Genomic DNA, 22,408 nt, shown 5'->3' with positions numbered 1-22,408 from the left:
ATGCTTCAAAAATGGGGCATTAATAGATGAATAGGTAAATTTTTGGCATTGAAATTGCTTAATTTTGTTTACAATTGATAACAATTAAGAGGTATGTATGCTAAAAGAGGAAAAAGATACCACTTCAATTCTCGCAAATTTTAAGGCTGATCATACCGTCGAAGCTTTTGAAAAATCTAAGCAGATCGAAGTTAAACAAAACAGCACTGCGTACTTGTTCGATCAACTTAAATCTGAATTTTATAATGAACTTTTAGATGATAAAACGATTGGCTTAGAGGCATCTAGCAAAATCGAAAATTGGTTATGTGAAAGAAGCTTGGATGAGCTGAAATCTTTAAATCATCAAGCGAAGGAACATTTCCTCTATCAGGGCATTACATTTACAGTCTATGGTGATGCTGAGGGTACAGATCGTATTATTCCTTATGACTTAATTCCACGTGTCATTGCCAAACAACAATGGCACAAAATAGAGCAAGGCTGTGCACAAAGAGTGCAAGCATTGAACTTTTTTTTAGATGATATTTACCATAATCAGGCGATTTTAAAAGATGGTTTAGTGCCTGAGTTGCAAGTGCTCACTCATGAGGCATACCAACCATTGATGTATAAACATTCATTGAAAGGTAAAGTTTATAGTCAAATTAGCGGAATCGATATTATTCGTGATCAGCAAGGTGACTTCTTTGTATTAGAAGACAATTTAAGAACACCATCAGGCGTGTCTTATATGTTGGAAAGTCGAAAAATTAGTGAAAAAATGATGCCCGAACTTTGTAAGTCATCAAATTTACAAGGTGTAGAGCAATACCCACAACTTTTAAGACAAATACTCGAGGAAAATGCTGAAGTAGATAATCCATTTATCGTGGTGCTTACACCGGGTCGATATAACAGTGCATATTATGAGCATTGCTTCCTCGCACGTGAGATGGATGTTCCTCTAGTTACAGGTCAGGATTTATTTGTTGAAAATGCTAAGGTCTATGCCAAAACCATTTGGGGTAAAAAACAAGTCGATGTAATTTACCGACGCCTAGATGATGGATTTCTTGATCCATTGTGTTTTATGCCAGACAGTACATTAGGTGTACCTGGCCTAATGTCTGCATACTTACAACACAATGTCGTGATTGCAAATGCGCCTGGCACGGGGGTAGCAGATGACAAATCAATCTATCCTTATGTCGATAAAATGATTGATTACTATCTAAACCAGAAGCCAATTTTAAATAACGTACCGACTTACCAATGTCGTGAACGTGAAGAACTCGATTATGTACTTTGTAATTTAGAAAAGTTAGTGGTTAAAGAGGCGCAAGGTTCAGGCGGTTATGGCATGTTAATTGGTCCTAAAGCGACCGAACAAGAAATTGAACAATTTAGATTAAAGTTAATTGCACAGCCGCATGCTTACATTGCACAACCAACTTTAGCGCTTTCAGTCGCTCCCACTTTAACTGAATTCGGCATCGCTGAACGCCATATTGATTTAAGACCGTTTATTTTAAGTTCACCGTATCGTACAGAAATCGTGCCGGGAGGTTTAACCCGAGTTGCGATGCAAGAAGGGGCATTAGTTGTAAATTCATCGCAGGGTGGTGGCATTAAAGATACGTGGGTTATAGATCCGCTACATTCATAAATATACAACCAGGAGCTTGTCATGATTATATTAAACAGCAATGCACAAAATATTTACTGGGTTGGCCGTTATTTATCTCGTATTCAACATTTATGTGGTCAGTTTCCATTTCAAGATGATGTTCAAGCATTGCAGTATGCCCATGCTTTTTGCTTACCTGCTTTTAATGCGTGTTCGCTCAATGAGCTGATTCTGAGTAATGATCAGCCAGCTTCTTTTTTTCAACAATTTGAATATGTGAAAAATAATATTCAAGATTTACGTGGTGTATTGTCAGTTCAGGCTTATTCAGAATTAAAACAGATGGTGGATACAGCGACACAAAATGCAGGATTAATTTGTACTGTTGTTGATGAGTGTAGCGATATTCTAGAAGCTGAAAATGAAGACATTTTTCTGTTTTTTAGTCTAGGACAATATTTCGAAAATCTTGATCGTGAAATAAGATTGAATCAGGATGTTAATTCTACAATCAATTCTTTAAGTGTTGTGATTGAACTGTTGAAGTCTAAAGGATGGGACAGCTTAGATGAGGCTTGGCAACATCTTTTAGCGCATCCAAATGCTAATAGCTTTTACCAATTGAATGATCAGGTGCAATGTTTATTTGAGGTGGATGCATGAAATTGATGATTAATCATCAAACCCATTATCAATATACGGAAACGGCAAAAAATAGTATCCAATATATACGAATGTGTCCTCAATGTAATGCTCACCAAAAAGTAGATGCTTGGTCAGTGAGTATTCCTGGTCATACGGTCGAAGCAAAAGATGCCTTTAATAATATTTGGATCACTTCGACTCAACGCTATGCATATCAAAATTTAAGTATTATGGCGCAGGGTATTATTGAAATCGATACAGTTTCAGAACAAGCTATTGAGTCAGAAGTGCCAGTCGGTATTTTTCTACAAATTACCCCAGCGACTCAATGTGATGCTGAAATGAAAGCTTTTGCAGCTCAGCATGTGAGTAAAAAGACTCGTGATGAATTAAAACATTTAAGTTATGCATTGCTTGAGCATATGCCATATATTTCAGATTCTACTCAAGTGAATACTACGGCAATAGATGCATTCCATCATCAACAAGGGGTATGTCAGGATCATACTCATGTATTTGTAGGTATGTGTAGAGAGTTAAATATTCCTGCGCGTTATGTTTCTGGATATCTTTACGTTCCAGAAATGAGTCATTTGGCGAGCCATGCTTGGGCTGAAGCTTATATAGATGGAGTTTGGTATACATTTGATGTTAGCAATCAGCTCTATACGCCAAGTTCACACATTTATATTGCATTAGGGCGTGATTATTGGGACGTTGCACCTATCAGAGGTGTGCGAGAGGCTGGTGGCGTGGAGAGTATGACGACCATCGTTCAGGTATTACCGTGTTAGAACAAAATTTAGAAGAGAGATTTCAATGACCTATTGTTGTGCTATGCGTTTACGTGATGGCTTAATTTGTATCAGTGACACGCGAACAAATGCAGGTGTAGATCATATCTCTGTCTTTCGTAAACTCTATCTTTTCGGTGTTGAGGGTGAGCGTTTTATCAGTATACAAACTGCGGGTAATTTGGCGACGACACAAGCCGTTATAGGACATTTACAGAATCAGCTAGATTTAAAACACGAACCTAATTTGTATAGTGTGAATAGCATGTTCGAGATGGCTGAATTGGTTGGTCATACTTTAAAGCGTGTCATTATGGATGTGACTACTGATCAACTAGAGCAAAGTAATTATCACTGTACGATTTTACTTTCTGGTCAAATTCAAGGGGAGGATATTCAGTTATATAATATTTATCCTCAGGGTAATTTTATCAATGCGACGTCAGATACGCCCTTTTTTCAGATTGGGGAAAGTAAATACGGTAAACCAATTTTAGATCGTGCATTAAATTACAATACTGAATTAGATGAAGCATTAAGATGCGGTTTAATTTCATTTGATTCAACCCTTAGATCTAATGTTTCTGTGGGCTTACCACTAGATGCATGTATTTATAAAAAAGATAGTTTTGCAATTCCATTGTCTAAACGTATTCATGATGATGATCCATATTTCTCATCAATTAGTAAACTTTGGTCAGATACTTTGCGTCAAGGATTGAACGGTTTGCCACGGCCAACAGAAGACTATTGGCAATAATTTTGCTTTATGATTGAGTTTAGATTAAATTGAGTTGCATTGAATATTAAATCATTACTATAAAAATTAGGGGAAGCAATGCAACAGTTCAGTTATGCGAGTGTGTCGACTGCAGATGCAAGTCGCTTATTGATTGATGTTCGTGAAATCTTGAATGAAGCCCGTCATTTCAATTTTGAGCATAAAATTTCTGGAGCGCTATATTATGCAGATGGGCACTATTTTCAATGTCTAGAGGGTGATGAAACCACACTAGATATATTGTTGCAAAAGCTTCACAAGGATAAACGCCATCATCAAATTCGCCTATTCCAGCGAAAAAATATTGAAAAAAAACAATTTCAAGAATGGTCTATGAAGTTTGTAGGACGACAAAGTCCAGTGAAGCAGGCTTTAATAGATATGGGATTTAGTCAATTTACGCCTACACAGTTTACACAAGATCAAGCTGATTATTTAATTCGATTTTTGACACGCGCTCAGGATACGGATTTTAATGAACTACAACGTAATGCTGTTTAGCATTACGTTGATTTAATTTGCTCATTACATTTTGAGACGCTTCGGACGTTGGCTTAATCGACATAACAACTCATAACCAATCGTACCATTCGCTTCAGCAACATCATCCACTAAACGATGTTTACCCCATAATTCTACTGGATCACCAATTTTTGCGTTGAGATCAGTGATATCTATGGCAATCATATCCATGGCAACTCTGCCAATCACTGGGGTTAATTGACCATCTAGTGAAACCGAATTCTCACGAATAAAAGCTCTTGGATACCCATCACCATATCCGATCGAGACAATTGCTAATTGCATAGGTCGCTGTGCAACAAAGGTTGAGCCATAACCTACAGCTTCACCTGATTGAATGGAGTTAAGTGCAATAATCTCAGCACTAAATGTCATGACAGGTTTTAAATCTAGAGCGTGGACGTCACGATCTGCAAATGGCGTTGCGCCGTACAGCATAATACCAGGACGAACATAGTCAAAATGCAATTCAGGGTATTTATAAATTGCCGCTGAATTACAACATGAAGCTAAAATTGGTGCACAATCTTGTTTTACTTCAAGAAATTGAGATATTTGTTGTTCATTTAAAGGGTGATCAACATCTGCATTAGCAAAATGCATTGCAAGTACACAGGTAAAACCTTCATTTTTTAATTGATGAATAATCGATTTGATTACATCAATTTTGAAGCCTAAACGGTTCATTCCGCTATTTAGTTTAACCCATACTTTTAGATTTCGGGCGATATAAGCATCTTTAACTTGCAACAACCACTGCAGTTGTTGATGATGATGAACGATTACTTCAATATGTTGCTCAATCGCAATGTGCATTTCACCTTCAGAAAAAACACCTTCAATTAAGGTGATAGGTTGTTTAAAACCTAATTCACGTATTTCAAGTGCTTCTTCTAAACATGCAACGCCAAAAGCATCAGACTGGCTCAATGCGGCTAAGCAGTCTGAGACTCCATGACCATAAGCATTTGCCTTTACCATACTTACAACTTTAGAGTTTGGTGCAAGTTGTTTCACGCGATTTAAATTGTATTGCAATGCGTGTGTGTCAATACAAACCGTTGCTTGGCGCACTCTAATTTACTCCTAGAGGCATGTGGAAAGGTTAAATCTTTTAAACTGAAAAAAGATAATTGTGTTGGATCAATTCGTGCGTTCTTAACTAAGAATTGATCAAAGCAAAATTACTCTTCTTCTTGGTTCTGCGCGTAATATTCAGGTGACAAGTTACTAAAACGCGTATATTGACCTTCAAAAGCGAGTCGAACGGTACCAATTGGACCATTACGTTGTTTACCGATAATGATTTCAGCAGTTCCTGCTTCTTTAGATTCTTTGTTATATACCTCATCACGGTAAATGAACATGATCAAATCGGCATCCTGCTCAATTGCTCCAGATTCACGTAAGTCTGACATCACAGGACGTTTATTTGGACGGTTTTCGAGTGAGCGGTTAAGCTGCGAAAGTGCAATCACAGGGCAATGCATCTCTTTCGCCAATGCTTTCAAGCTTCGAGAAATTTCACCAATTTCACCCACACGGTTATCACCCATACCTGGTACTTTCATTAACTGCAGGTAATCGACCATGATGCAACCGAGTTTACCACCGTGTTGTTTGGCTATACGTCTTGCACGTGCGCGCATTTCAGTCGGTGGAAGGGCAGAAGAATCATCAATATAGAGATGCTTCTCTTGCAGTTGAAGAATCGTTCCTGTGACCTTGTTCCATTCTTCGCCATCTAATTTGCCAGATCGTAAATGTCCTTGATGCACTTTACCAAACGAGGAAATTAAACGCATGGCAATAGAGTCAGCAGGCATCTCCATGGAGAATACGAGAGCAGGAAGGTTGCAATTGAATAGCACACTTTCGACTAAATTCATTGCGAAAGTTGTTTTACCCATTGATGGACGGGCAGCAACAACGATCATATCTCCAGCTTGCATACCTGATGTTTTATTATCAAGCTCCACAAATCCTGTGGTCAGACCTGTAATATTCCCATCAAGTTGTGATAATTCGTTGAGTTTATCGAATACATCTGCGACAACGGTATTAATTGCTTTTGGCCCTTGAGCTTTTGCATTGTTATTGTGTTGTTCAGCCAAAGAAAAGATACTGGTCTCAGCTAAATCTAAAATTTCACTGACTTCTCGACCTTTCGTGTCATACGCATTTTGTAGAATTTCATTACCAACTTTGATCATATTTCTCAAAGTTGCAAATTCACGTATTTTATTGGCATAAGTTTCAAGGTTATAAAAGCTTGATGGAGAATCCGCCATCAATTGCATTAAATATTCTTCACCGCCAATCGCATCAAGCAGGTTCTGTTTGATTAACCAATCATTGACCAATACGGCATCATAAGGTGAACTTTCTTTAGAAAGTTTTTCAATTGCTCTAAAAATATATTTATGTCGAGTCGCGTAAAAATCATTCTCGGTTAATATATCGCTGACCTGTTCGAATGACTCAGCTACTGTCATGAGTGCGGCAAGAACAGCCTGTTCAATAGCAAGATTGTGCGGAGGCGTACGAAACTCTTTGAGTGCTGAAGATTCACTCTTTAGCAAATCTAACTCAGTGTTATTCGTATTTTTTTTGGCAGTCGCCTGAGACATATAAAACCTTGATTTACAATAATTACGAAAATGAATAGGGGAGACTTATCTTAATGCAAAATGCACAAGCAAGACAGTGCAACAAATAATATCGATAACAAATAAAAAACTAAGTCTAAATTTCAGCTTGCTAAATCAAACTTTATAATTATTAGGGATAAAAAAAGAGCATGCTGATGCATGCTCTTTTTCTTTGCATAAAATTACTCAGATACGATAGTAACGAGAACTTCAGCAACAACATCATGGTGCAATTGGATTGCGATGTTGAATTCGCCAGTGTGACGAAGTGCACCGTTCGGTAAACGAACTTCAGCACGGTCAACTTCAAGACCAGCATTTGTCAACGCGTCAGCGATGTCACGAGTACCGATAGAACCAAATAGTTTACCTTCGTCACCAGCTTTCGCAGTGATTACGATATTTACTTCGTTCAATTGGTCAGCACGTGCTTGAGCAGCAGCTAATACTTCAGCTTCTTGCTTCTCAAGTTCAGCACGACGAGCTTCAAATGCAGCAGTATTAGCTTCAGTAGCAGCAACTGCTTTACCTTGAGGGATTAAGTAGTTGCGGCCGTAACCAGCTTTAACTGAAACTTTATCACCTAATTTACCAAGGTTCTTAATGCGTTGTAATAAGATAATATCCACAGCTCAACCTCACTTATGATTGTCAGTGTAAGGAATCAACGCTAAGTAGCGAGCTTGTTTGATAGCAAGAGCTAATTGACGTTGGTAACGAGCTTTAGTACCTGTAATACGGCTAGGAACAATCTTGCCGTTTTCAGTGATGTACTGTTTTAAAGTATCGATATCTTTATAGTCGATATATGTAACGTTCTCAGCTGTAAAGCGGCAGAACTTACGACGACGGTAGAAACGTGCCATTGATGTTCTCCTTATGCTTCAGCAGAGTCTTGAGCTTGTTGTGCTTCTTCACGTTGAGCTTTACGCGCACGTTTTTCTTCAGCACTCTTAGCCAATAAAGACTCTTCAGTGATTGCGTTTTCACGACGAATAATAACGTTACGAAGAATAGCATCGTTGTAACGGAATAATTCTTCCAATTCATTAAGCGTAGTTTGGTTACATTCAACGTTCATTAAAATGTAGTGCGCTTTGTGAATTTTGTTAATTGGGTAAGCCAATTGGCGACGGCCCCAATCTTCAAGACGGTGAATTTGACCTTCAGCATCTTTAATGTGAGAGATATAGCGTTCTACCATACCTACCACTTGATCGCTTTGGTCTGGATGTACCAGAATTACGATTTCGTAGTGACGCATTGTCAGCTCCTTACGGTTTTATGCAGCCCCTAACGCATTTGTTAGAAGCAAGGAGTCACAAATAAATTTTATTGGTTTCAAAAAAACTTAATGTGTCGCAAAAAAATGCGAAGCTGTATTGTAAGGATGTCGGCAGGGGATTACAAGAAAAATAAAGCAAAATATAACGACGAAGAAAATAAATTGGACTATTCAATTTTGAAAATTAACTTACTTTTAGAAAGTATTTGAAGGTAGTGTTGAGTATAGATATTTATAGACTGCTTAAAGCGAAGATAAAAAAAGATAGAGGCTTCTCTATCTTTTTAAAAAATGACAAGATTGTTTATTGGTGCAGTAGCAGTAAAACTAAAGCAAATACTGATAATCGTAATTAGGAGAACAGAGAATAAGAAATATTTCTTTGCCCATAATTGATCATTTTCAGCTTTAAATCCAATGATATTTAAATATAGCCAATAAACAGTCAATACATTGAGAATTATACAATAAAGCCAATTTGCATAGCCAAATACAAATAAAGCGTTCATTGAGATTGCAAATAGCACAATGTAAATCAGCGATTCGATCTTGGTGCGAACAATCGAGCGCGCAACAGGAAGAATCGGAATACCCGCATTTTTGTAATCATCAAAACGATAAATTGCAATTCCCCATGAGTGAGGCATTTGCCAAAATGCATAACCCAAGAAAATGAGTAGCGCACCTAAATCGAATTGATTCGCGACCGCTGTATATCCAATGACAGGGGGGGCTGCACCAGAAATACTACCGACCACAGTTTGGTGGATCGTTGTTCGTTTTGTCCATAGGCTGTAAAAACCAACATATACAACAAAACCAATAACTGCGAATAAAAAAGCGTACGCATTTACCCAAAACCATAAAATACCAAAACCGAGTATGCCTAATAGCAAAGCAAAAGCTAATGCAATTTGAACAGAAATGGTTTTCTTAACTAACGCACGATTTTGAGTGCGCTGCATTTTTTGGTCGATGTCTTGATCAATAACGTTATTAACCACACATCCAGATGCAACTACGAGGGTAGTGCCAATGAGGGTAAGAAGCAGGAGAAGGAAATCTACTGAACCTTGGGTAGCTACAAAGTAGCCACCCAAAGTGGTAACAAAGTTACCAAAGAGAATTCCTGGCTTAGTCAGGAATAAGTACTTTTTAAACATGACAATCAGTTTAGATCATCATGTTTGAATGTAAGTAGTTCATGATCCATACAGAACCAACTAAAAGAACAGCAATAGTTAGAATTGTATAGATAAATGCAATCACGTTCCAACGTTGCTCTGAAGATGAGTTCATGTGCAAGAAGTAAACTAATTGTACAAGTACCTGAGCAACAGCTGTAATACCGATAACAGCAATAATTGCACCACGGCTGAAGCTATCAGTATTCATTGCCATGTAGAATGGAACTACAGTCAATAAAACAGAAAGTACAAAACCGATTGTGTATTGCTTTACGTTACCGTGTGATGCACCAGCAGCATTATGATCATGACTCATTATAATACTCCCATTAAGTACACTACGCTGAATACGCAGATCCATACGATGTCAAGGAAGTGCCAGAACAAGCTTAGGCAAGCAAGACGACGAGTATTGATTGTAGTCAAACCATATTTTTTGATTTGAATCATCAACACGATCATCCATACCAAACCAGAAGTAACGTGAATACCGTGCGTACCAACTAAAGTAAAGAACGCAGATAAGAACGCACTAACGCTTGGTCCATGACCAGCATGAACTAAATGATTAAATTCATAAAGTTCCATGCCGATGAAGATTGCACCGAATACAAATGTAACTGCTAACCAAGCTAGAACTTGACCAACATTTTTCTTGTAAGAAGCAAGTACCGCAAAACCAAATGTCACTGATGAAATCAAAAGTGCGAAAGTTTCAGTTAAAACGAAACCTAAAGAATCTGCAAAAAGATCCTTTGCACTTGGAGTGCCAGGTGGAATATGACTGCTTAATACAGCGAACGCGATGAAGAGTGTACCGAATAAAATCAAGTCACTCATCAAGTAAGTCCAAAAACCAAAGACCGTGATGTCTGTATCATCGTGATGATGTTCATCATGCTCGTGGTTTTCGTGATGAAGTACTTCAGCCATATCCTTAGTCCTTCTTCAAGTGTTTTTCGAGTAACGCATAACGTTCGTTTTCAATACGTTCTACTTCAGCAGCTGGAACATAGTAATCCACTTTCTTCGTGAATGAGCTCCAGATAAAGCCGATGATTGCAGAAACGAAAGAAACAATCGCTAACCACCAAATGTGCCAGATAAGTGCAAAGCCCATAACAGTGATGATCAGTGCAATAAGTACACCCGCAGCACGGTTAGTTGGCATATGAACATCTTCATATTTAGCAGGACGTGCGTAAGCTACACCATTTTCTTTGTCAGTCCAGAAGCGGTCGATACCGTTCGCTTGAGGCAATACTGCAAAGTTATAGAATGGAGCTGGAGATGAAGTCGCCCATTCAAGCGTACGTGCATCCCATGGATCGCCTGTAACGTCACGAGTTTGTTCGCGTTGTAAGAAACCAACAATGATTTGCATGATGAAACAAGCAATACCAATTGCGATTAATACAGCACCGAATAATGCGATACCAACATATGGATCCCAGTCTGGGTTGTCATACGAGTTTAGACGACGAGTCATACCCATGAAACCTAGGATATACAATGGCATGAACGCGAAGTAGAAACCGAAGAACCAGAACCAGAAGCATGCTTTGCCCCAGAATTCACTTAACTGCCAACCGAACATTTTCGGCCAGTAGAAAGTAATACCAGCAAACATACCAAATACAACACCACCAATAATTACGTTATGGAAGTGAGCGATTAAGAATAGTGAGTTGTGTACAAGGAAGTCCGCAGGTGGAACCGCCATAAGTACACCAGTCAAACCACCGATACCGAAAGTCACTAAGAAGCCAACTGTCCAGTACATAGGTGATGTGAAGGTAATACGACCCTTATACATTGTGAATAACCAAGAGAAGATTTTCACACCTGTAGGAATCGCGATAATCATGGTCATGATACCGAAGAACGCGTTAACGTTGGCACCTGAACCCATTGTAAAGAAGTGGTGTAACCATACAACGAATGCAAGAACTGTAATCGCGATCGTTGCATACACCATTGATTTGTAACCAAACAATGTCTTACGAGAGAATACAGAAGTAATCTCAGAGAATAGACCGAATGCAGGTAAGATCAAGATATAAACTTCTGGGTGACCCCATGTCCAAATCAAGTTTACATACAACATTGGGCTACCACCCATGTCATTTGTAAAGAAGTGGAAACCGAAGTAACGGTCAAGCGTTAACATTGCAATTGTTGCAGTCAACACTGGGAATGATGCGATGATCAATACTGCAGTACATAAAGATGTCCACGTAAAGATCGGCATATCCATAAGACCCATGCCAGGAGCACGCATTTTAATGATGGTAACGAAGAAGTTAACACCAGTAAGAAGTGTACCAAGACCAGAGATCTGAAGTGCCCAGATATAGTAGTCAACACCAACACCAGGAGAGTATTCGATACCTGAAAGAGGAGGGTAAGCCATCCAACCAGTTGCCGCAAACTCACCAAGCGCAAGAGAAACCATCATCAAACCAGCAGCACCAGCGAATAACCAGAAGCTTAAAGAGTTTAATAATGGGAATGCTACGTCACGCGCACCAATTTGTAGTGGAACAGAAATGTTCATCATACCCACTACAAGACCCATCGCTACGAAGAAAATCATGATTACACCATGTGCGGTGAAAATCTGGTCGTAGTGTTCAGGGTGTAGATAGCCTTCGCCGCCGCCTTTTGCAAGGAACAATTGAAGACGCATCATAATCGCATCCGCGAAACCACGTAATAACATGATCACAGAAACGATAAGGTACATAATACCAATTTTTTTATGGTCTACAGATGTGAACCATTCGTTCCACAAGTAGCCCCATTTTTTGAAATAAGTGATGCCAGCAAATACTGCAATACCACCTAAAATCATCATTAACACTGTTACCTGTACGATTGGATCGTACGGGATAGCATCTACACTTAACTTACCTAAGAAGCTCATGTCTTATTCCCCTACAACTGAAGAAGCAGGTTCAGCATTTACATCAGCAACTACAGCATGACCTTCAGCTTTAGCTGAGTGATCTGCACCGTGGTAGTTTGCCATGTATTTGTTGATAATTGATTCAAACAAGCCTTTTTCAACAGAAGAGTAGTAAGTCACAGGATGAGGATGTGCCTTATATGGACCTTCTTTTTGAGCAATTTCAGCTTGTTGCTTCTCTAGATCGGTTTTAGCGTTACGAACCATCGCAGCGATTTGTTTCTCTGAACGGTTACCATCACGCAAGGTTGCAAATTCAGCTTGGTCTAAAACTGTTTTTTGAACAGCTTCAGGGTTAATTGAAGTACCGTTACCAGCTTTTACTGCAGACACCCATTCAGCGAACTTAGCTTCTGAAACAGAATGAGCTTGGAAGCGCATTTGTGTGAAACCATAGCCTGAATAGTTCGAAGAGAAACCACGGTATACACCTTCATTATCCGCAAGGACGTGAAGTTGAGTTTGCATACCCGCCATTGCATAAATCTGACCCGCTAACTGAGGAATGAAGAAAGAGTTCATTGTGAAGTTAGAGGTGATATTGAAATTAATCGGAGTTTTTTCTGGGAAACGAACTTCGTTAACTGTTGCAATTTCTTGTTCAGGGTAAACAAAAACCCATTTAAACTGTTCAGCAATAACTTGAATAGTTAAATGTGATTTCTCTGATTCTAGCGGACGATAAGGGTCATACTTGTGTGAGCCCCACCATGTTAAATACGCTAAAATACCAATAATAATACACGGGATACCCCACACTACGATTTCAATAATAGTAGAGTGTGCCCATGTAGGTTTATAGTCTGCATCTTTATTTGACGCACGATATTTCCAACTAAACCATAAAGCCATCAATGCTGATGGAATTACTACCAATAGCATGAGGTAGATCGCAGTCATCATAAGATCAGACTGACCTTGTGCTACTGGACCTTTTGAGTTTAGAAGTACCATATCACCGCCACACCCTGTTAAGAGCACGGCAAGCGTTGATAAAGACAATACAGCTAAAATTGTTTGTCTCATTTTACAACCTCGGTGAAGAGTCCCATTCCCTAATAAAATTATGGGATAGCGATTATAGTGTCACATGATTGAAAAACAGAAAATTACATTTACTGAATTTCAGTCATATGACACCGCTACGTTGTAGGGCATTATGCCCTATAACGACCAACTAAGCTATATGTAAAGTGCCTTTAAATATAAGGATTAAACCCAATTTGTTTGGTCGGAATTGGTTGAAGAATTGATTACTTTTGATGTGAAAACAGAGGCAAAACAAAGGGGAGCATTTGCTCCCCTAAGATAAAAATTATCGTTTTATGACTTTAGTCTTTGCTAATTTATCGTGCAAAGTTTGTCTTTTTTGACTTAGACCGAAGGCATGATCAATGATGGTAATGAATGGCATAAAGAGTAAATTCAATACAATAAAAATCACACTACGCAATGTGAATGCGCGCATTAAGTTCACTTGCTGTCCATTTTCAGCATCAACAATTTGAATTTTTGCTACTTTTTTACCTAAACTCTGACCACTTTTCGCAATTAAAAATGCTTGAGCAGCTAACATTAATACAATGTAAACCAACATTGCTTGCCAAGCTTCCATTGGAATAAGTGTAAATAACTGTTCCTGTAATTTGATTGCTTGATCTGATGAGCTAGCATTCTGCATTTTTTGCTGAAGCTCAGTCAATTGAGCAACTTGTTCTTCTTGCATAAAGAACGAAGGAATCACCATGGCAGGCAACCAAAGCGCCAGATCAACGAGTTTAGCTAAAAATCGAGATCCAATTGAGGCAAGTTTTTGCTGAGCAGTATTTTTTTGAACATTGACACTCGAAATAGAAGCATTTGGATAGCTTTGTTGCACTGGTGGATTGGGTTGATAGCCTTCAGGTTGGTAATATAATTTTCCTTGAGTGAGTTCACCTAAAGCTTTCCATTCAGTCATACCTTGATGCCAGACCAAGTCTGTGAGTAAAACTTGTTGGCTCGAGAGCATTTGATTTAACTGCTCTACCGTATACGGTCCAGCTTGTTGATTATTTCTCGCCAAGTAAATTTGCATAAACCTAATTTCTCAAAAATTACTAAAAAATAATGGGGTAAAAAAAAGACCCATGAATGGGTCTTTTTTTAACATAGTTTATTAAGCTTGTTTAGTCTTTTCTTCAGATAAGAAGAACCATGTATCTAAAACAGAGTCTGGGTTGAGTGAAACAGATTCGATACCTTGTTCCATTAACCAGCGAGCAAGATCTGGGTGGTCTGATGGTCCTTGACCACAAATACCCACATATTTACCTGCCTTACGACATGCATGAATCGCCATTGAAAGAAGAGCTTTTACTGCTGGATCACGTTCATCAAATAAATGAGAAACGATACCTGAGTCACGGTCAAGCCCAAGCGTTAACTGAGTTAAGTCATTTGAACCGATTGAGAAGCCATCAAAATGCTCTAAGAATTGTTCAGCAAGTAGAGCATTGGTTGGTAATTCACACATCATGATCACTTTAAGACCATTTTCACCACGTTTTAAGCCATTTGCAGCAAGAAGTTCAATAACACGTTTTGCTTCAGCAACTGTGCGGACGAATGGGATCATGATTTGAATGTTAGTTAGACCCATTTCATCACGAACTTTCTTCAATGCACGGCATTCTAATTCGAAGCAGTCACGGAAGTTGTCAGAAACATAACGGCTTGCACCACGGAAGCCCAACATCGGGTTTTCTTCTTCAGGTTCGTATAACTTACCACCGATTAAGTTCGCATATTCATTTGATTTGAAGTCTGACATACGTACGATGACAGGTTTATCAGCAAATGCAGCAGCAAGTGTAGAAATACCTTCAACGAGTTTTTCAACGTAGAATTCAATCGGTGAAGAGTAACCTGCAGTACGGGTCATCACAGCTGCACGTGTTTCGCGAGGTAAGCTGTCAATATTGAGTAATGCTTTAGGGTGAACACCAATCATACGGTTGATGATGAACTCTAGACGTGCAAGACCAATACCTTCGTTTGGAATTTGAGCGAAGTCAAATGCACGATCAGGGTTACCAACGTTCATCATGATTTTGAACGGAAGTGTTGGCATAGATTCAATCGAGTTACGTTGAACTTCGAAATCTAAAGCGCCTTCGTAAATGAAACCTGTATCGCCTTCAGCACATGAAACAGTTACTTCTTGACCATCAACAAGTACTTCTGTTGCGTTACCACATCCAACAATCGCTGGAACACCGAGTTCACGTGCAATAATCGCGGCATGACAAGTACGACCACCACGGTTTGTAACGATCGCAGCAGCACGTTTCATAACTGGTTCCCAATCAGGATCGGTCATGTCAGAAACAAGAACGTCGCCATCTTGGACTTTGTCCATCTCTTTGATTGAATTAACAATACGTACTTTACCAGAACCGATACGTTGACCGATTGAGCGACCTTCACAAAGAACTGTACCTTTTTGTTTTAATAGGTAGCGTTCCATTGTGCCGACATTCTCACGGCTTTTCACAGTTTCAGGACGTGCTTGAACGATGTAAATTTGACCATCATCACCGTCTTTCGCCCATTCGATATCCATTGGCGCACCATAGTGTTGCTCAATGATTAACGCCTGCTTAGCAAGTTCTTGTAATTCTTGATCATTTAAAGCAAATTGTTGGCGTTCAGTTTTTTCAACATCCACAACAACAACTGATTTACCTGCAGAGCCTTCTTCACCATAGATCATTTTTTGGTGTTTAGAGCCGAGGTTACGACGCAATACTGCGTGTTTACCTGCATTTAAAAGTGGCTTAGATAAATAGAATTCATCAGGGTTTACAGCACCCTGTACGACCATTTCGCCTAAACCGTAAGATGCAGTAATGAATACAACGTCACGGAAACCAGATTCAGTGTCCAGTGTAAACATTACACCAGCAGCACCAGTTTCTGAGCGAACCATACGTTGCACACCAGCAGAAAGAGCAACGATGTCATGATCGAAGTTTTGGTGTACACGGTAAGCAATTGCGCGGTCGTTATAAAGTGAAGCAAAAACTTCCTTAATCGCGATTAAGACGTTGTCAATACCGCGGATGTTTAGGAAAGTCTCTTGTTGTCCTGCAAAAGATGCGTCTGGTAAATCTTCTGCAGTCGCAGATGAACGAACGGCAACCGCGATCTCAGGGTTGCCGTTAGAAAGAGTTGCGAATGCATCACGAACTTCTTTTTCAAGTGCTGGAGTAAGCGGAGTATCAACGATCCATTGACGAATTTTAGCACCAGTTTCAGCAAGTGCATTTACGTCGTCAACATTGAGTTGTTTGAGCTCGGCTGAAATTTTGGCATTTAGACCACTTTGCTCAAGGAATTCACGGTAAGCTGCAGCAGTTGTTGCAAAACCACCTGGAACTGATACACCAGCATTTGCTAAATGGCTGATCATTTCGCCTAGAGATGAGTTTTTACCGCCCACGATTTCTACGTCGTGTTTACCTAATTTTTCCAGACCGATTACGCGTGCTTCCAAAGTTGTTACTCCACTTTTGCAGTATTAATCACTATCTTGGCATGATATTTTTCTGTGAAAACTTAGCAAACTTTCATTACTAAGCGACAGTCATGTAAGATCGGTTTACTATAAAGATTATATAGTACTTAGACAAATATTTGAGGATTAATTTAATGGCAGAAAGTAAAGATATTAAACGAAGTGTTTTTTTTATTTCCGATGGTACTGCCATTACGGCTGAAACACTCGGGCATTCTTTATTGGCTCAATTTCCTCATGTCGATTTTGATATTCATATCATTCCGTATATCACTACAGAAGAAGCCGCAATGAACGTCGTTGCAGAGATTAACGCGCGCGCAGAGTCTGATGGCCAACAACCTCTTGTCTTTGATACTCTTGTGGATCCCTATGTTCGGGATATCATCAATACGGCAAATGCGGTTAATTTAGATGTGTTTGAAGGGTTAATTAGTAAGCTATCTGAGGTGCTTGGAACAGCCCCTACAACTTTAGTCGGACAAACGCATGCTGTGACTGATTCTGAGTCTTATAAGGCACGTATTGATGCTGTACATTTCGCGCTGGATAATGATGATGGCGCACGTACAAGACACTATGATAAAGCGGACTTAATTTTGATTGGAGTGTCGCGTTCTGGTAAAACACCGACCTCAATTTATTTGTCATTACAATTTGGTATTCGAGTTGCGAACTATCCGTTAACTGAAGAAGATTTGGATGACAACCGTTTGCCAGCAGTTTTACGTCCACATAAGCATAAGTTGTTTGGATTAATGATTGATGCTGATCGTTTGGTGGCAATTCGATCTGAACGCAAAGCCAACAGTCGTTATGCAAGTTTTAGCCAATGTCAGATGGAATTGCGTGCAATCGAAGGTATTTATATTTCTGAAGGGATTAAATATCTAAATGTTTCAGAAATGTCGATTGAAGAAATCTCAACACGAGTATTGCAAATGACAGGCTTGAAACGCCGGATTGGTTAAATCGGTAAATCTAATTTAAAAAAAAGAAGCACTAGCTGTGCTTCTTTTTATTAAGAGATTAATCGTCATAAATACTCATAAAATTCAAAAATTATATAATTCAAGTGTCTATAATTTCATCATAAAATGTAATTTAGAATCGCATTTATCTACTAAATGGTGGTTATTTTTCGTACGTTGTAATAATAATATCTACTAAGTGTTCGATTCCTTCCATACTTTGAACGGCATTTTCAGTAATTTTCACGACTGGCCATGTGATCAATTTACAGTTTTCTCGCTGTAAGGCGCTGTAATAATGATCGGATTTAAAAAATATTTTTTGCGACGAAGCTGGATTTGGCATCAATTGTCTTTTTAACCAAGTATCTGAAATCTGAGAATCTAAATATCGTATTGCCAATGTCGTCTTAATTCGCTGATTAAATAATCGTTTATTTTTAGCGATGAGGGGATGGGCAATAATTTTTTGAATCCCTTTTTCAGTGTGTGGCAAAACGAAATGAGGTGTCATTTGAAATACTTTGACGAATAGAGCATTTTGGCAAACCACATCTAAATGTGAAACTGACATTTGATTGGCACCAATAATCGCGACCTTTAATCCTGAAAAATCGGTTTGTTTGATGTCCTCAGCTGAGATAATTTTTCCTTTAAAGTTGGAAAAATACTCAGCTTCATTATGAAAGAACGAATCCGTGTGGGCTTTATTCCTTTTTTTCATTTCTGTACCTAATTATTGTTTTAGTGGGTTGCTTTTGGTTCTGCAGTTAATTCATATATCCAAGATGGGATTTTAGGTAAAGATTTTTCTGGAATCTTATCAGTCATTTTTACCATAGTGTCGACAGGGATATGAAACCATTTATTACGTCGGTTCATGGCACTTCGTGCATGGAAGTTAATAATTTGATACCAAGGATTACGACGACCTTCTGCAGTACGTCCACCTATTCGAGCAAATTTGTGCATCGCTGCATAGAGCTTTTCTTCTGGCAGACCTAGTTTAATCACATTATCACGCATTTTATTAATGAGTGGTAAGTAGGCAAGAATACCAAGTAATAAACGTGGATCTACAACTCGCGCTGCCATTTTAGAAAGCTCAATAAAGGTTTTATTGTAGCCTTGATCTTCCATGACACTAAATCCAACACCTAAATGACGAGCTTCATCACCATTAATTAGTTCAAAAGCTTGATGACAAACTGGGTCTTCTACAGTATCCAATAGGAATGTACAAAGTGCGCCATCAAGAGCGACTTCCAGCATCGGAATGACAGCACCTAGAATATAGAAGGGCATTTCATCAGCATAAGTGTCGAGCCATTCGATGATCAGTCTTAAATTTTTATTGGGTTTAGGAATATCGCCTTCAAGCATACCCCATCTTTTCATCAGTGCCATTTCGGCATTGGCGTGACGCTGTTCCTCAGCGTGGAAAATGGCATACATTTCGCGAAGCGTATCTGTCGGTGCTTTTTTTGACATCGCAGAAAATGCACGAGCACCTACATGTTCGATCCACATTAGATCAGCCATAAAATCTTTAAGCTTGGGCCACTGTTCTGCGGTGACTAATTCTTTGCCAGGAGCATCCCAGTCAATATCCGAGAGTGTCCATTGAGTATGTTTTACTTTATCCAACATTTTTTCTAAGTCGATAGAGGCCATGTTATACATCCGTATTTATTTTTTAATCATGAAATTTTATCGCTTAAAAATGTGATGTGTTTTGCAGAAGTGCTTATTTTAGTTTGATATAAAATGCCAAATTTTAAGTATTTGATTATGAATCATTAATATTGTTGGTTAAAAGAATTTTTTCATTGGAATAGTCTTTTAGGGACATTTGATGTCATTTATTGCCAATAGTTGTTTGACAAACTCAAGAAATGAAAGAGTAATTAATTATAGATTTGAAATCAAAACCATTACTCAATCATTTCAGGATTTTTTTGATCTAAGCATTTTGCTTAATTTGCATTAAATACTCAAAGTTTTGAATGCGTTTGTCTGTATCGTAGATATCACAGGTAAAAATAAACTCATCTACATCATAAGGCACCAGTAGTTGTTCAAGACCTTGTTTCACTGTTTCTGGTGATCCGATTTGAGCCATTGCGTAAAAACTGTCAACTGACATCTTTTCTGGAGCAGACCAAATTCCATCCATTGATTTAACTGGAGGTTTGAGTTTTAAGCTTTGCCCACGCATTAAGCCTAATACACGTTGATAAGCGCTAGTAGCCAAGTATTCAGCTTCTTCATCAGTATCAGCTACAACAGTTGGAACGCCCATAGATACATAAGGACGATCCAAATATTCAGAAGGTTCGAAGTTTTCTCTGTAAAGTTGAATCGCTTGACCCAGCATACGAGGGGCAAAGTGAGAAGCAAAAGAATAAGGTAAGCCAAGTTTAGCAGCCAATTGTGCGCTAAATAAGCTAGAACCTAACAGCCATACGGGAACATGTGTTCCTTGACCTGGTGTCGCTTCGATTCTCTGATGTGGCGATGGTTCCCCCAAATAGCTCAAAATTTCGAGCACGTCTTGTGGAAATTGATCTTCAGTCTCTTGACGACCTCGGCGTAAGGCACGCATGGTCAATTGATCTGTACCTGGTGCGCGTCCTAGTCCGAGCTCAACTCGATCAGGATAAAGCGTTGCTAGTGTTCCAAATTGTTCTGCTACAACAAGTGGTGCATGATTAGGCAGCATGATTCCGCCAGAACCTACTTTTAAAGAGGAGGTGTTAGCAAGGATATAGCCTAATAACACAGCTGTAGCTGAGCTAGCGATACCATCCATATTATGGTGCTCTGCAAGCCACAGTCGTTTAAAACCCAATTGTTCGATTTTTTGTGCTAACTCCAAAGCATGCTGTAGTGAAAAAGCAATCGTTTTATCATCACGTACAGGAGCGAGTTCCAATACTGAAAACTCGATATCTTTTAAGCTTCGCATAACTTTCTACTCTTTTGAACACTCATAAAGATGTTAATACGAACTCGAGTATTTGTATATTGAAAAAAAACGATATAAGTGTAAATAAAAAAGCGCTCTAGGTTGAGCGCTTGAATTTTAAGAGTTTGGAATTAGCGTTTACCGTTTTTATACCAGCCTAAATGACGACCATTGTCACTTCTGTAATTACGGTCATTATAACGATAGTTTGAATTGCGATAACCGCTTTCACGGCGATCATAACGATCTCTATAGTCATCTTCGCGACGATCTTCAGCCACTTTTTTACCTAAAACTGAACCACCAGCTGAACCTAATGCAGCCCCAGCATAACCAGCATTTGTTCCGCCCATATTATTACCAACGGTGTAACCACCAGCACCACCTAATGCTGCACCAATTGCAGCAGCATTACGATCTTTTTTATTCGCTGATGCAGCTGCGCCACCAGCACCACCAATCGCTGATCCGATCATTGCTCCAGTCGAGCCACCCATTTGTTGACCAATCGCAGCACCAACGACTCCACCTAAAGCAGATGTGAGGGCAACTCTAGACGAACTATCAGCATAAGCAGTTGTTGTACTCAAGGCCGCAGTTGCGATCGCAGCAGCAAATAACTTTGAATTGAATTTCATGGTGAACTCCTTGTCGAAGTCTTATATTTGATGGTTTTAATTTAATCCAAATTTCTGCAATCATTTTGGAGAGCAAGTTGCTGGTTTGTATTTTTCTCTCCCTAATTTATCCATAATTAATTTGTTAATAAAAAAATGCGCCCTAAGGCGCATCGAGGTGAATACAGAGTATTCAAAGGGGAAACTAACAATCAGATTATATTAACGGCGGCTATGTTTTTTCTTTTTCCATTTACGATCTTGACGTGAATCATATGCTTTGTCTTTCGCAATTTTGTTACCAAGAGCAGCACCACCAGCAGCACCTAAAGCAGAGCCGATATAACCGCCATTGGTTCCACCCATACTATTACCTACGGTATAACCCGCACCGCCACCTAATGCACCTCCAATGGCAGATTCAGTACGGTTACGTTTATTACTAGCAACAGCAGCACCACCAGCACCACCAAGTGCTGCACCTAAAGTTGCACCTGTTGTGCCACCCATGTTTTTACCAATTGCTGTACCGGCTACACTACCTAAAGCACTCGCAGCAGCGACACGCGCTGTACTGTCTGCATGTGCAGATACCGTGAACATTGATGCAGTGGCTAAGGTGGCTGACATTAATAGGGTATTTAATTTCATGTGTGACTCCATGTCCTTGTTCGTGGACGAGTAATAATTCGTTGAGCACAATGTAACAAGAATTGAAGCGCTAAATATGTAGAAGTTAACCTAGAGTTTTACGTTTTGGTTGCACAATGTTGTTTTTATATTACAACTGATCATTCAATATACATTATTGGGCTGATTAAGAAGAAACTATGGAGAGTTGATTCAGTAAAC

The 22,408-nt window shown here is 39.1% G+C and carries 23 protein-coding genes; 6 read left to right on the top strand and 17 right to left on the bottom strand.

Translation table 11 applies throughout. From position 1 onward, the window contains the following. Positions 1 to 97 precede the first annotated feature (97 nt). The 5 genes from AC1M9L_RS01975 to AC1M9L_RS01955 all read left to right on the top strand — a co-directional run bounded on the left by AC1M9L_RS01975 (position 98) and on the right by AC1M9L_RS01955 (position 4,330). Positions 98 to 1,648, top strand: a complete 1,551-nt coding sequence (locus AC1M9L_RS01975; protein ID WP_481591189.1) for a circularly permuted type 2 ATP-grasp protein — start codon at positions 98 to 100, stop codon at positions 1,646 to 1,648. A gap of 21 nt (positions 1,649 to 1,669) precedes the next feature. Further along, positions 1,670 to 2,272: an alpha-E domain-containing protein gene (locus AC1M9L_RS01970; protein WP_092766170.1), complete on the top strand. Its 603-nt coding sequence runs from the start codon at positions 1,670 to 1,672 to the stop codon at positions 2,270 to 2,272. Then, positions 2,269 to 3,048 carry a transglutaminase family protein gene (locus tag AC1M9L_RS01965; RefSeq protein ID WP_092766171.1) on the top strand — a complete coding sequence of 260 codons (780 nt, stop codon included), beginning with the start codon at positions 2,269 to 2,271 and terminating at the stop codon, positions 3,046 to 3,048. Before AC1M9L_RS01970 ends, AC1M9L_RS01965 begins: the two co-directional genes overlap by 4 nt. Before the next feature lie 25 nt (positions 3,049 to 3,073). Further along, on the top strand, positions 3,074 to 3,808 hold the full coding sequence (locus tag AC1M9L_RS01960) for a proteasome-type protease (protein WP_035267625.1): 735 nt from the start codon (positions 3,074 to 3,076) through the stop codon (positions 3,806 to 3,808). 78 nt (positions 3,809 to 3,886) lie between these two features. Next, positions 3,887 to 4,330, top strand: coding sequence for a BLUF domain-containing protein (locus AC1M9L_RS01955; protein WP_092766172.1), 444 nt, complete (start codon positions 3,887 to 3,889; stop codon positions 4,328 to 4,330). A gap of 24 nt (positions 4,331 to 4,354) precedes the next feature. Here the strand turns inward: AC1M9L_RS01955 and alr are convergent, their stop codons facing one another. From alr to ppsA, 12 genes are all read right to left on the bottom strand, one after another. After that, positions 4,355 to 5,425: an alanine racemase gene (gene alr / locus AC1M9L_RS01950; protein WP_481591188.1), complete on the bottom strand. Its 1,071-nt coding sequence runs from the start codon at positions 5,423 to 5,425 to the stop codon at positions 4,355 to 4,357. A 110-nt stretch (positions 5,426 to 5,535) separates the two neighbouring features. Further along, complete coding sequence (gene dnaB / locus AC1M9L_RS01945; protein ID WP_035267619.1) at positions 5,536 to 6,981, bottom strand: replicative DNA helicase; 1,446 nt, start codon at positions 6,979 to 6,981, stop codon at positions 5,536 to 5,538. 203 nt (positions 6,982 to 7,184) lie between these two features. After that, complete coding sequence (rplI, locus tag AC1M9L_RS01940) at positions 7,185 to 7,631, bottom strand: 50S ribosomal protein L9 (RefSeq protein WP_035267617.1); 447 nt, start codon at positions 7,629 to 7,631, stop codon at positions 7,185 to 7,187. A 9-nt stretch (positions 7,632 to 7,640) separates the two neighbouring features. Beyond that, positions 7,641 to 7,868, bottom strand: a complete 228-nt coding sequence (gene rpsR / locus AC1M9L_RS01935; RefSeq protein ID WP_004719336.1) for a 30S ribosomal protein S18 — start codon at positions 7,866 to 7,868, stop codon at positions 7,641 to 7,643. A gap of 11 nt (positions 7,869 to 7,879) precedes the next feature. Continuing rightward, entirely contained in the window at positions 7,880 to 8,266 is a 387-nt protein-coding gene (gene rpsF, locus AC1M9L_RS01930) for a 30S ribosomal protein S6 (RefSeq protein ID WP_035267614.1), read from the bottom strand. A gap of 305 nt (positions 8,267 to 8,571) precedes the next feature. Continuing rightward, on the bottom strand, positions 8,572 to 9,450 hold the full coding sequence (gene cyoE, locus AC1M9L_RS01925; protein WP_035267056.1) for a heme o synthase: 879 nt from the start codon (positions 9,448 to 9,450) through the stop codon (positions 8,572 to 8,574). 10 nt (positions 9,451 to 9,460) lie between these two features. Continuing rightward, positions 9,461 to 9,793: a cytochrome o ubiquinol oxidase subunit IV gene (gene cyoD, locus AC1M9L_RS01920; protein ID WP_171076771.1), complete on the bottom strand. Its 333-nt coding sequence runs from the start codon at positions 9,791 to 9,793 to the stop codon at positions 9,461 to 9,463. Next, positions 9,790 to 10,407 (bottom strand): cytochrome o ubiquinol oxidase subunit III, encoded by a 618-nt coding sequence (cyoC, locus tag AC1M9L_RS01915; protein ID WP_035267060.1) that lies wholly within the window; start codon positions 10,405 to 10,407, stop codon positions 9,790 to 9,792. The genes cyoD and cyoC overlap by 4 nt, the downstream gene beginning before the upstream one ends. 4 nt (positions 10,408 to 10,411) lie before the next feature. Next, positions 10,412 to 12,400 carry a cytochrome o ubiquinol oxidase subunit I gene (cyoB, locus tag AC1M9L_RS01910; RefSeq protein ID WP_035267062.1) on the bottom strand — a complete coding sequence of 663 codons (1,989 nt, stop codon included), beginning with the start codon at positions 12,398 to 12,400 and terminating at the stop codon, positions 10,412 to 10,414. Between the two features lie 3 nt (positions 12,401 to 12,403). Then, on the bottom strand, positions 12,404 to 13,468 hold the full coding sequence (gene cyoA, locus AC1M9L_RS01905) for a ubiquinol oxidase subunit II (RefSeq protein ID WP_035267063.1): 1,065 nt from the start codon (positions 13,466 to 13,468) through the stop codon (positions 12,404 to 12,406). A 289-nt stretch (positions 13,469 to 13,757) separates the two neighbouring features. Further along, positions 13,758 to 14,519, bottom strand: a complete 762-nt coding sequence (locus AC1M9L_RS01900; RefSeq protein WP_481591187.1) for an RDD family protein — start codon at positions 14,517 to 14,519, stop codon at positions 13,758 to 13,760. Positions 14,520 to 14,600: 81 nt separating this feature from the next. After that, complete coding sequence (gene ppsA / locus AC1M9L_RS01895) at positions 14,601 to 16,979, bottom strand: phosphoenolpyruvate synthase (protein WP_035267067.1); 2,379 nt, start codon at positions 16,977 to 16,979, stop codon at positions 14,601 to 14,603. 155 nt (positions 16,980 to 17,134) lie between these two features. On the opposite strand from ppsA, the gene ppsR reads away from it, so the two are divergent. Beyond that, positions 17,135 to 17,971 (top strand): posphoenolpyruvate synthetase regulatory kinase/phosphorylase PpsR, encoded by an 837-nt coding sequence (ppsR, locus tag AC1M9L_RS01890; RefSeq protein ID WP_035267069.1) that lies wholly within the window; start codon positions 17,135 to 17,137, stop codon positions 17,969 to 17,971. Between the two features lie 163 nt (positions 17,972 to 18,134). Here the strand turns inward: ppsR and AC1M9L_RS01885 are convergent, their stop codons facing one another. The 5 genes from AC1M9L_RS01885 to AC1M9L_RS01865 all read right to left on the bottom strand — a co-directional run bounded on the left by AC1M9L_RS01885 (position 18,135) and on the right by AC1M9L_RS01865 (position 22,207). Next, entirely contained in the window at positions 18,135 to 18,695 is a 561-nt protein-coding gene (locus tag AC1M9L_RS01885; RefSeq protein WP_481586989.1) for an NAD(P)/FAD-dependent oxidoreductase, read from the bottom strand. A 20-nt stretch (positions 18,696 to 18,715) separates the two neighbouring features. Beyond that, positions 18,716 to 19,645 carry a hypothetical protein gene (locus AC1M9L_RS01880; protein WP_035267073.1) on the bottom strand — a complete coding sequence of 310 codons (930 nt, stop codon included), beginning with the start codon at positions 19,643 to 19,645 and terminating at the stop codon, positions 18,716 to 18,718. A 289-nt stretch (positions 19,646 to 19,934) separates the two neighbouring features. Further along, complete coding sequence (locus AC1M9L_RS01875) at positions 19,935 to 20,939, bottom strand: LLM class flavin-dependent oxidoreductase (RefSeq protein ID WP_481591186.1); 1,005 nt, start codon at positions 20,937 to 20,939, stop codon at positions 19,935 to 19,937. A gap of 131 nt (positions 20,940 to 21,070) precedes the next feature. Then, on the bottom strand, positions 21,071 to 21,577 hold the full coding sequence (locus AC1M9L_RS01870; RefSeq protein ID WP_092766182.1) for a hypothetical protein: 507 nt from the start codon (positions 21,575 to 21,577) through the stop codon (positions 21,071 to 21,073). 201 nt (positions 21,578 to 21,778) lie between these two features. After that, a complete protein-coding gene (locus tag AC1M9L_RS01865; protein WP_092766183.1) occupies positions 21,779 to 22,207 on the bottom strand; it encodes a glycine zipper domain-containing protein in 429 nt (142 codons plus the stop codon). Positions 22,208 to 22,408: the final 201 nt, after the last annotated feature.

This window comes from Acinetobacter sp. ANC_7511 (genome assembly GCF_056779975.1).
Note: the sequence above shows the minus strand (reverse complement) of the source record. Positions and strands in the feature narration are given on the sequence as shown.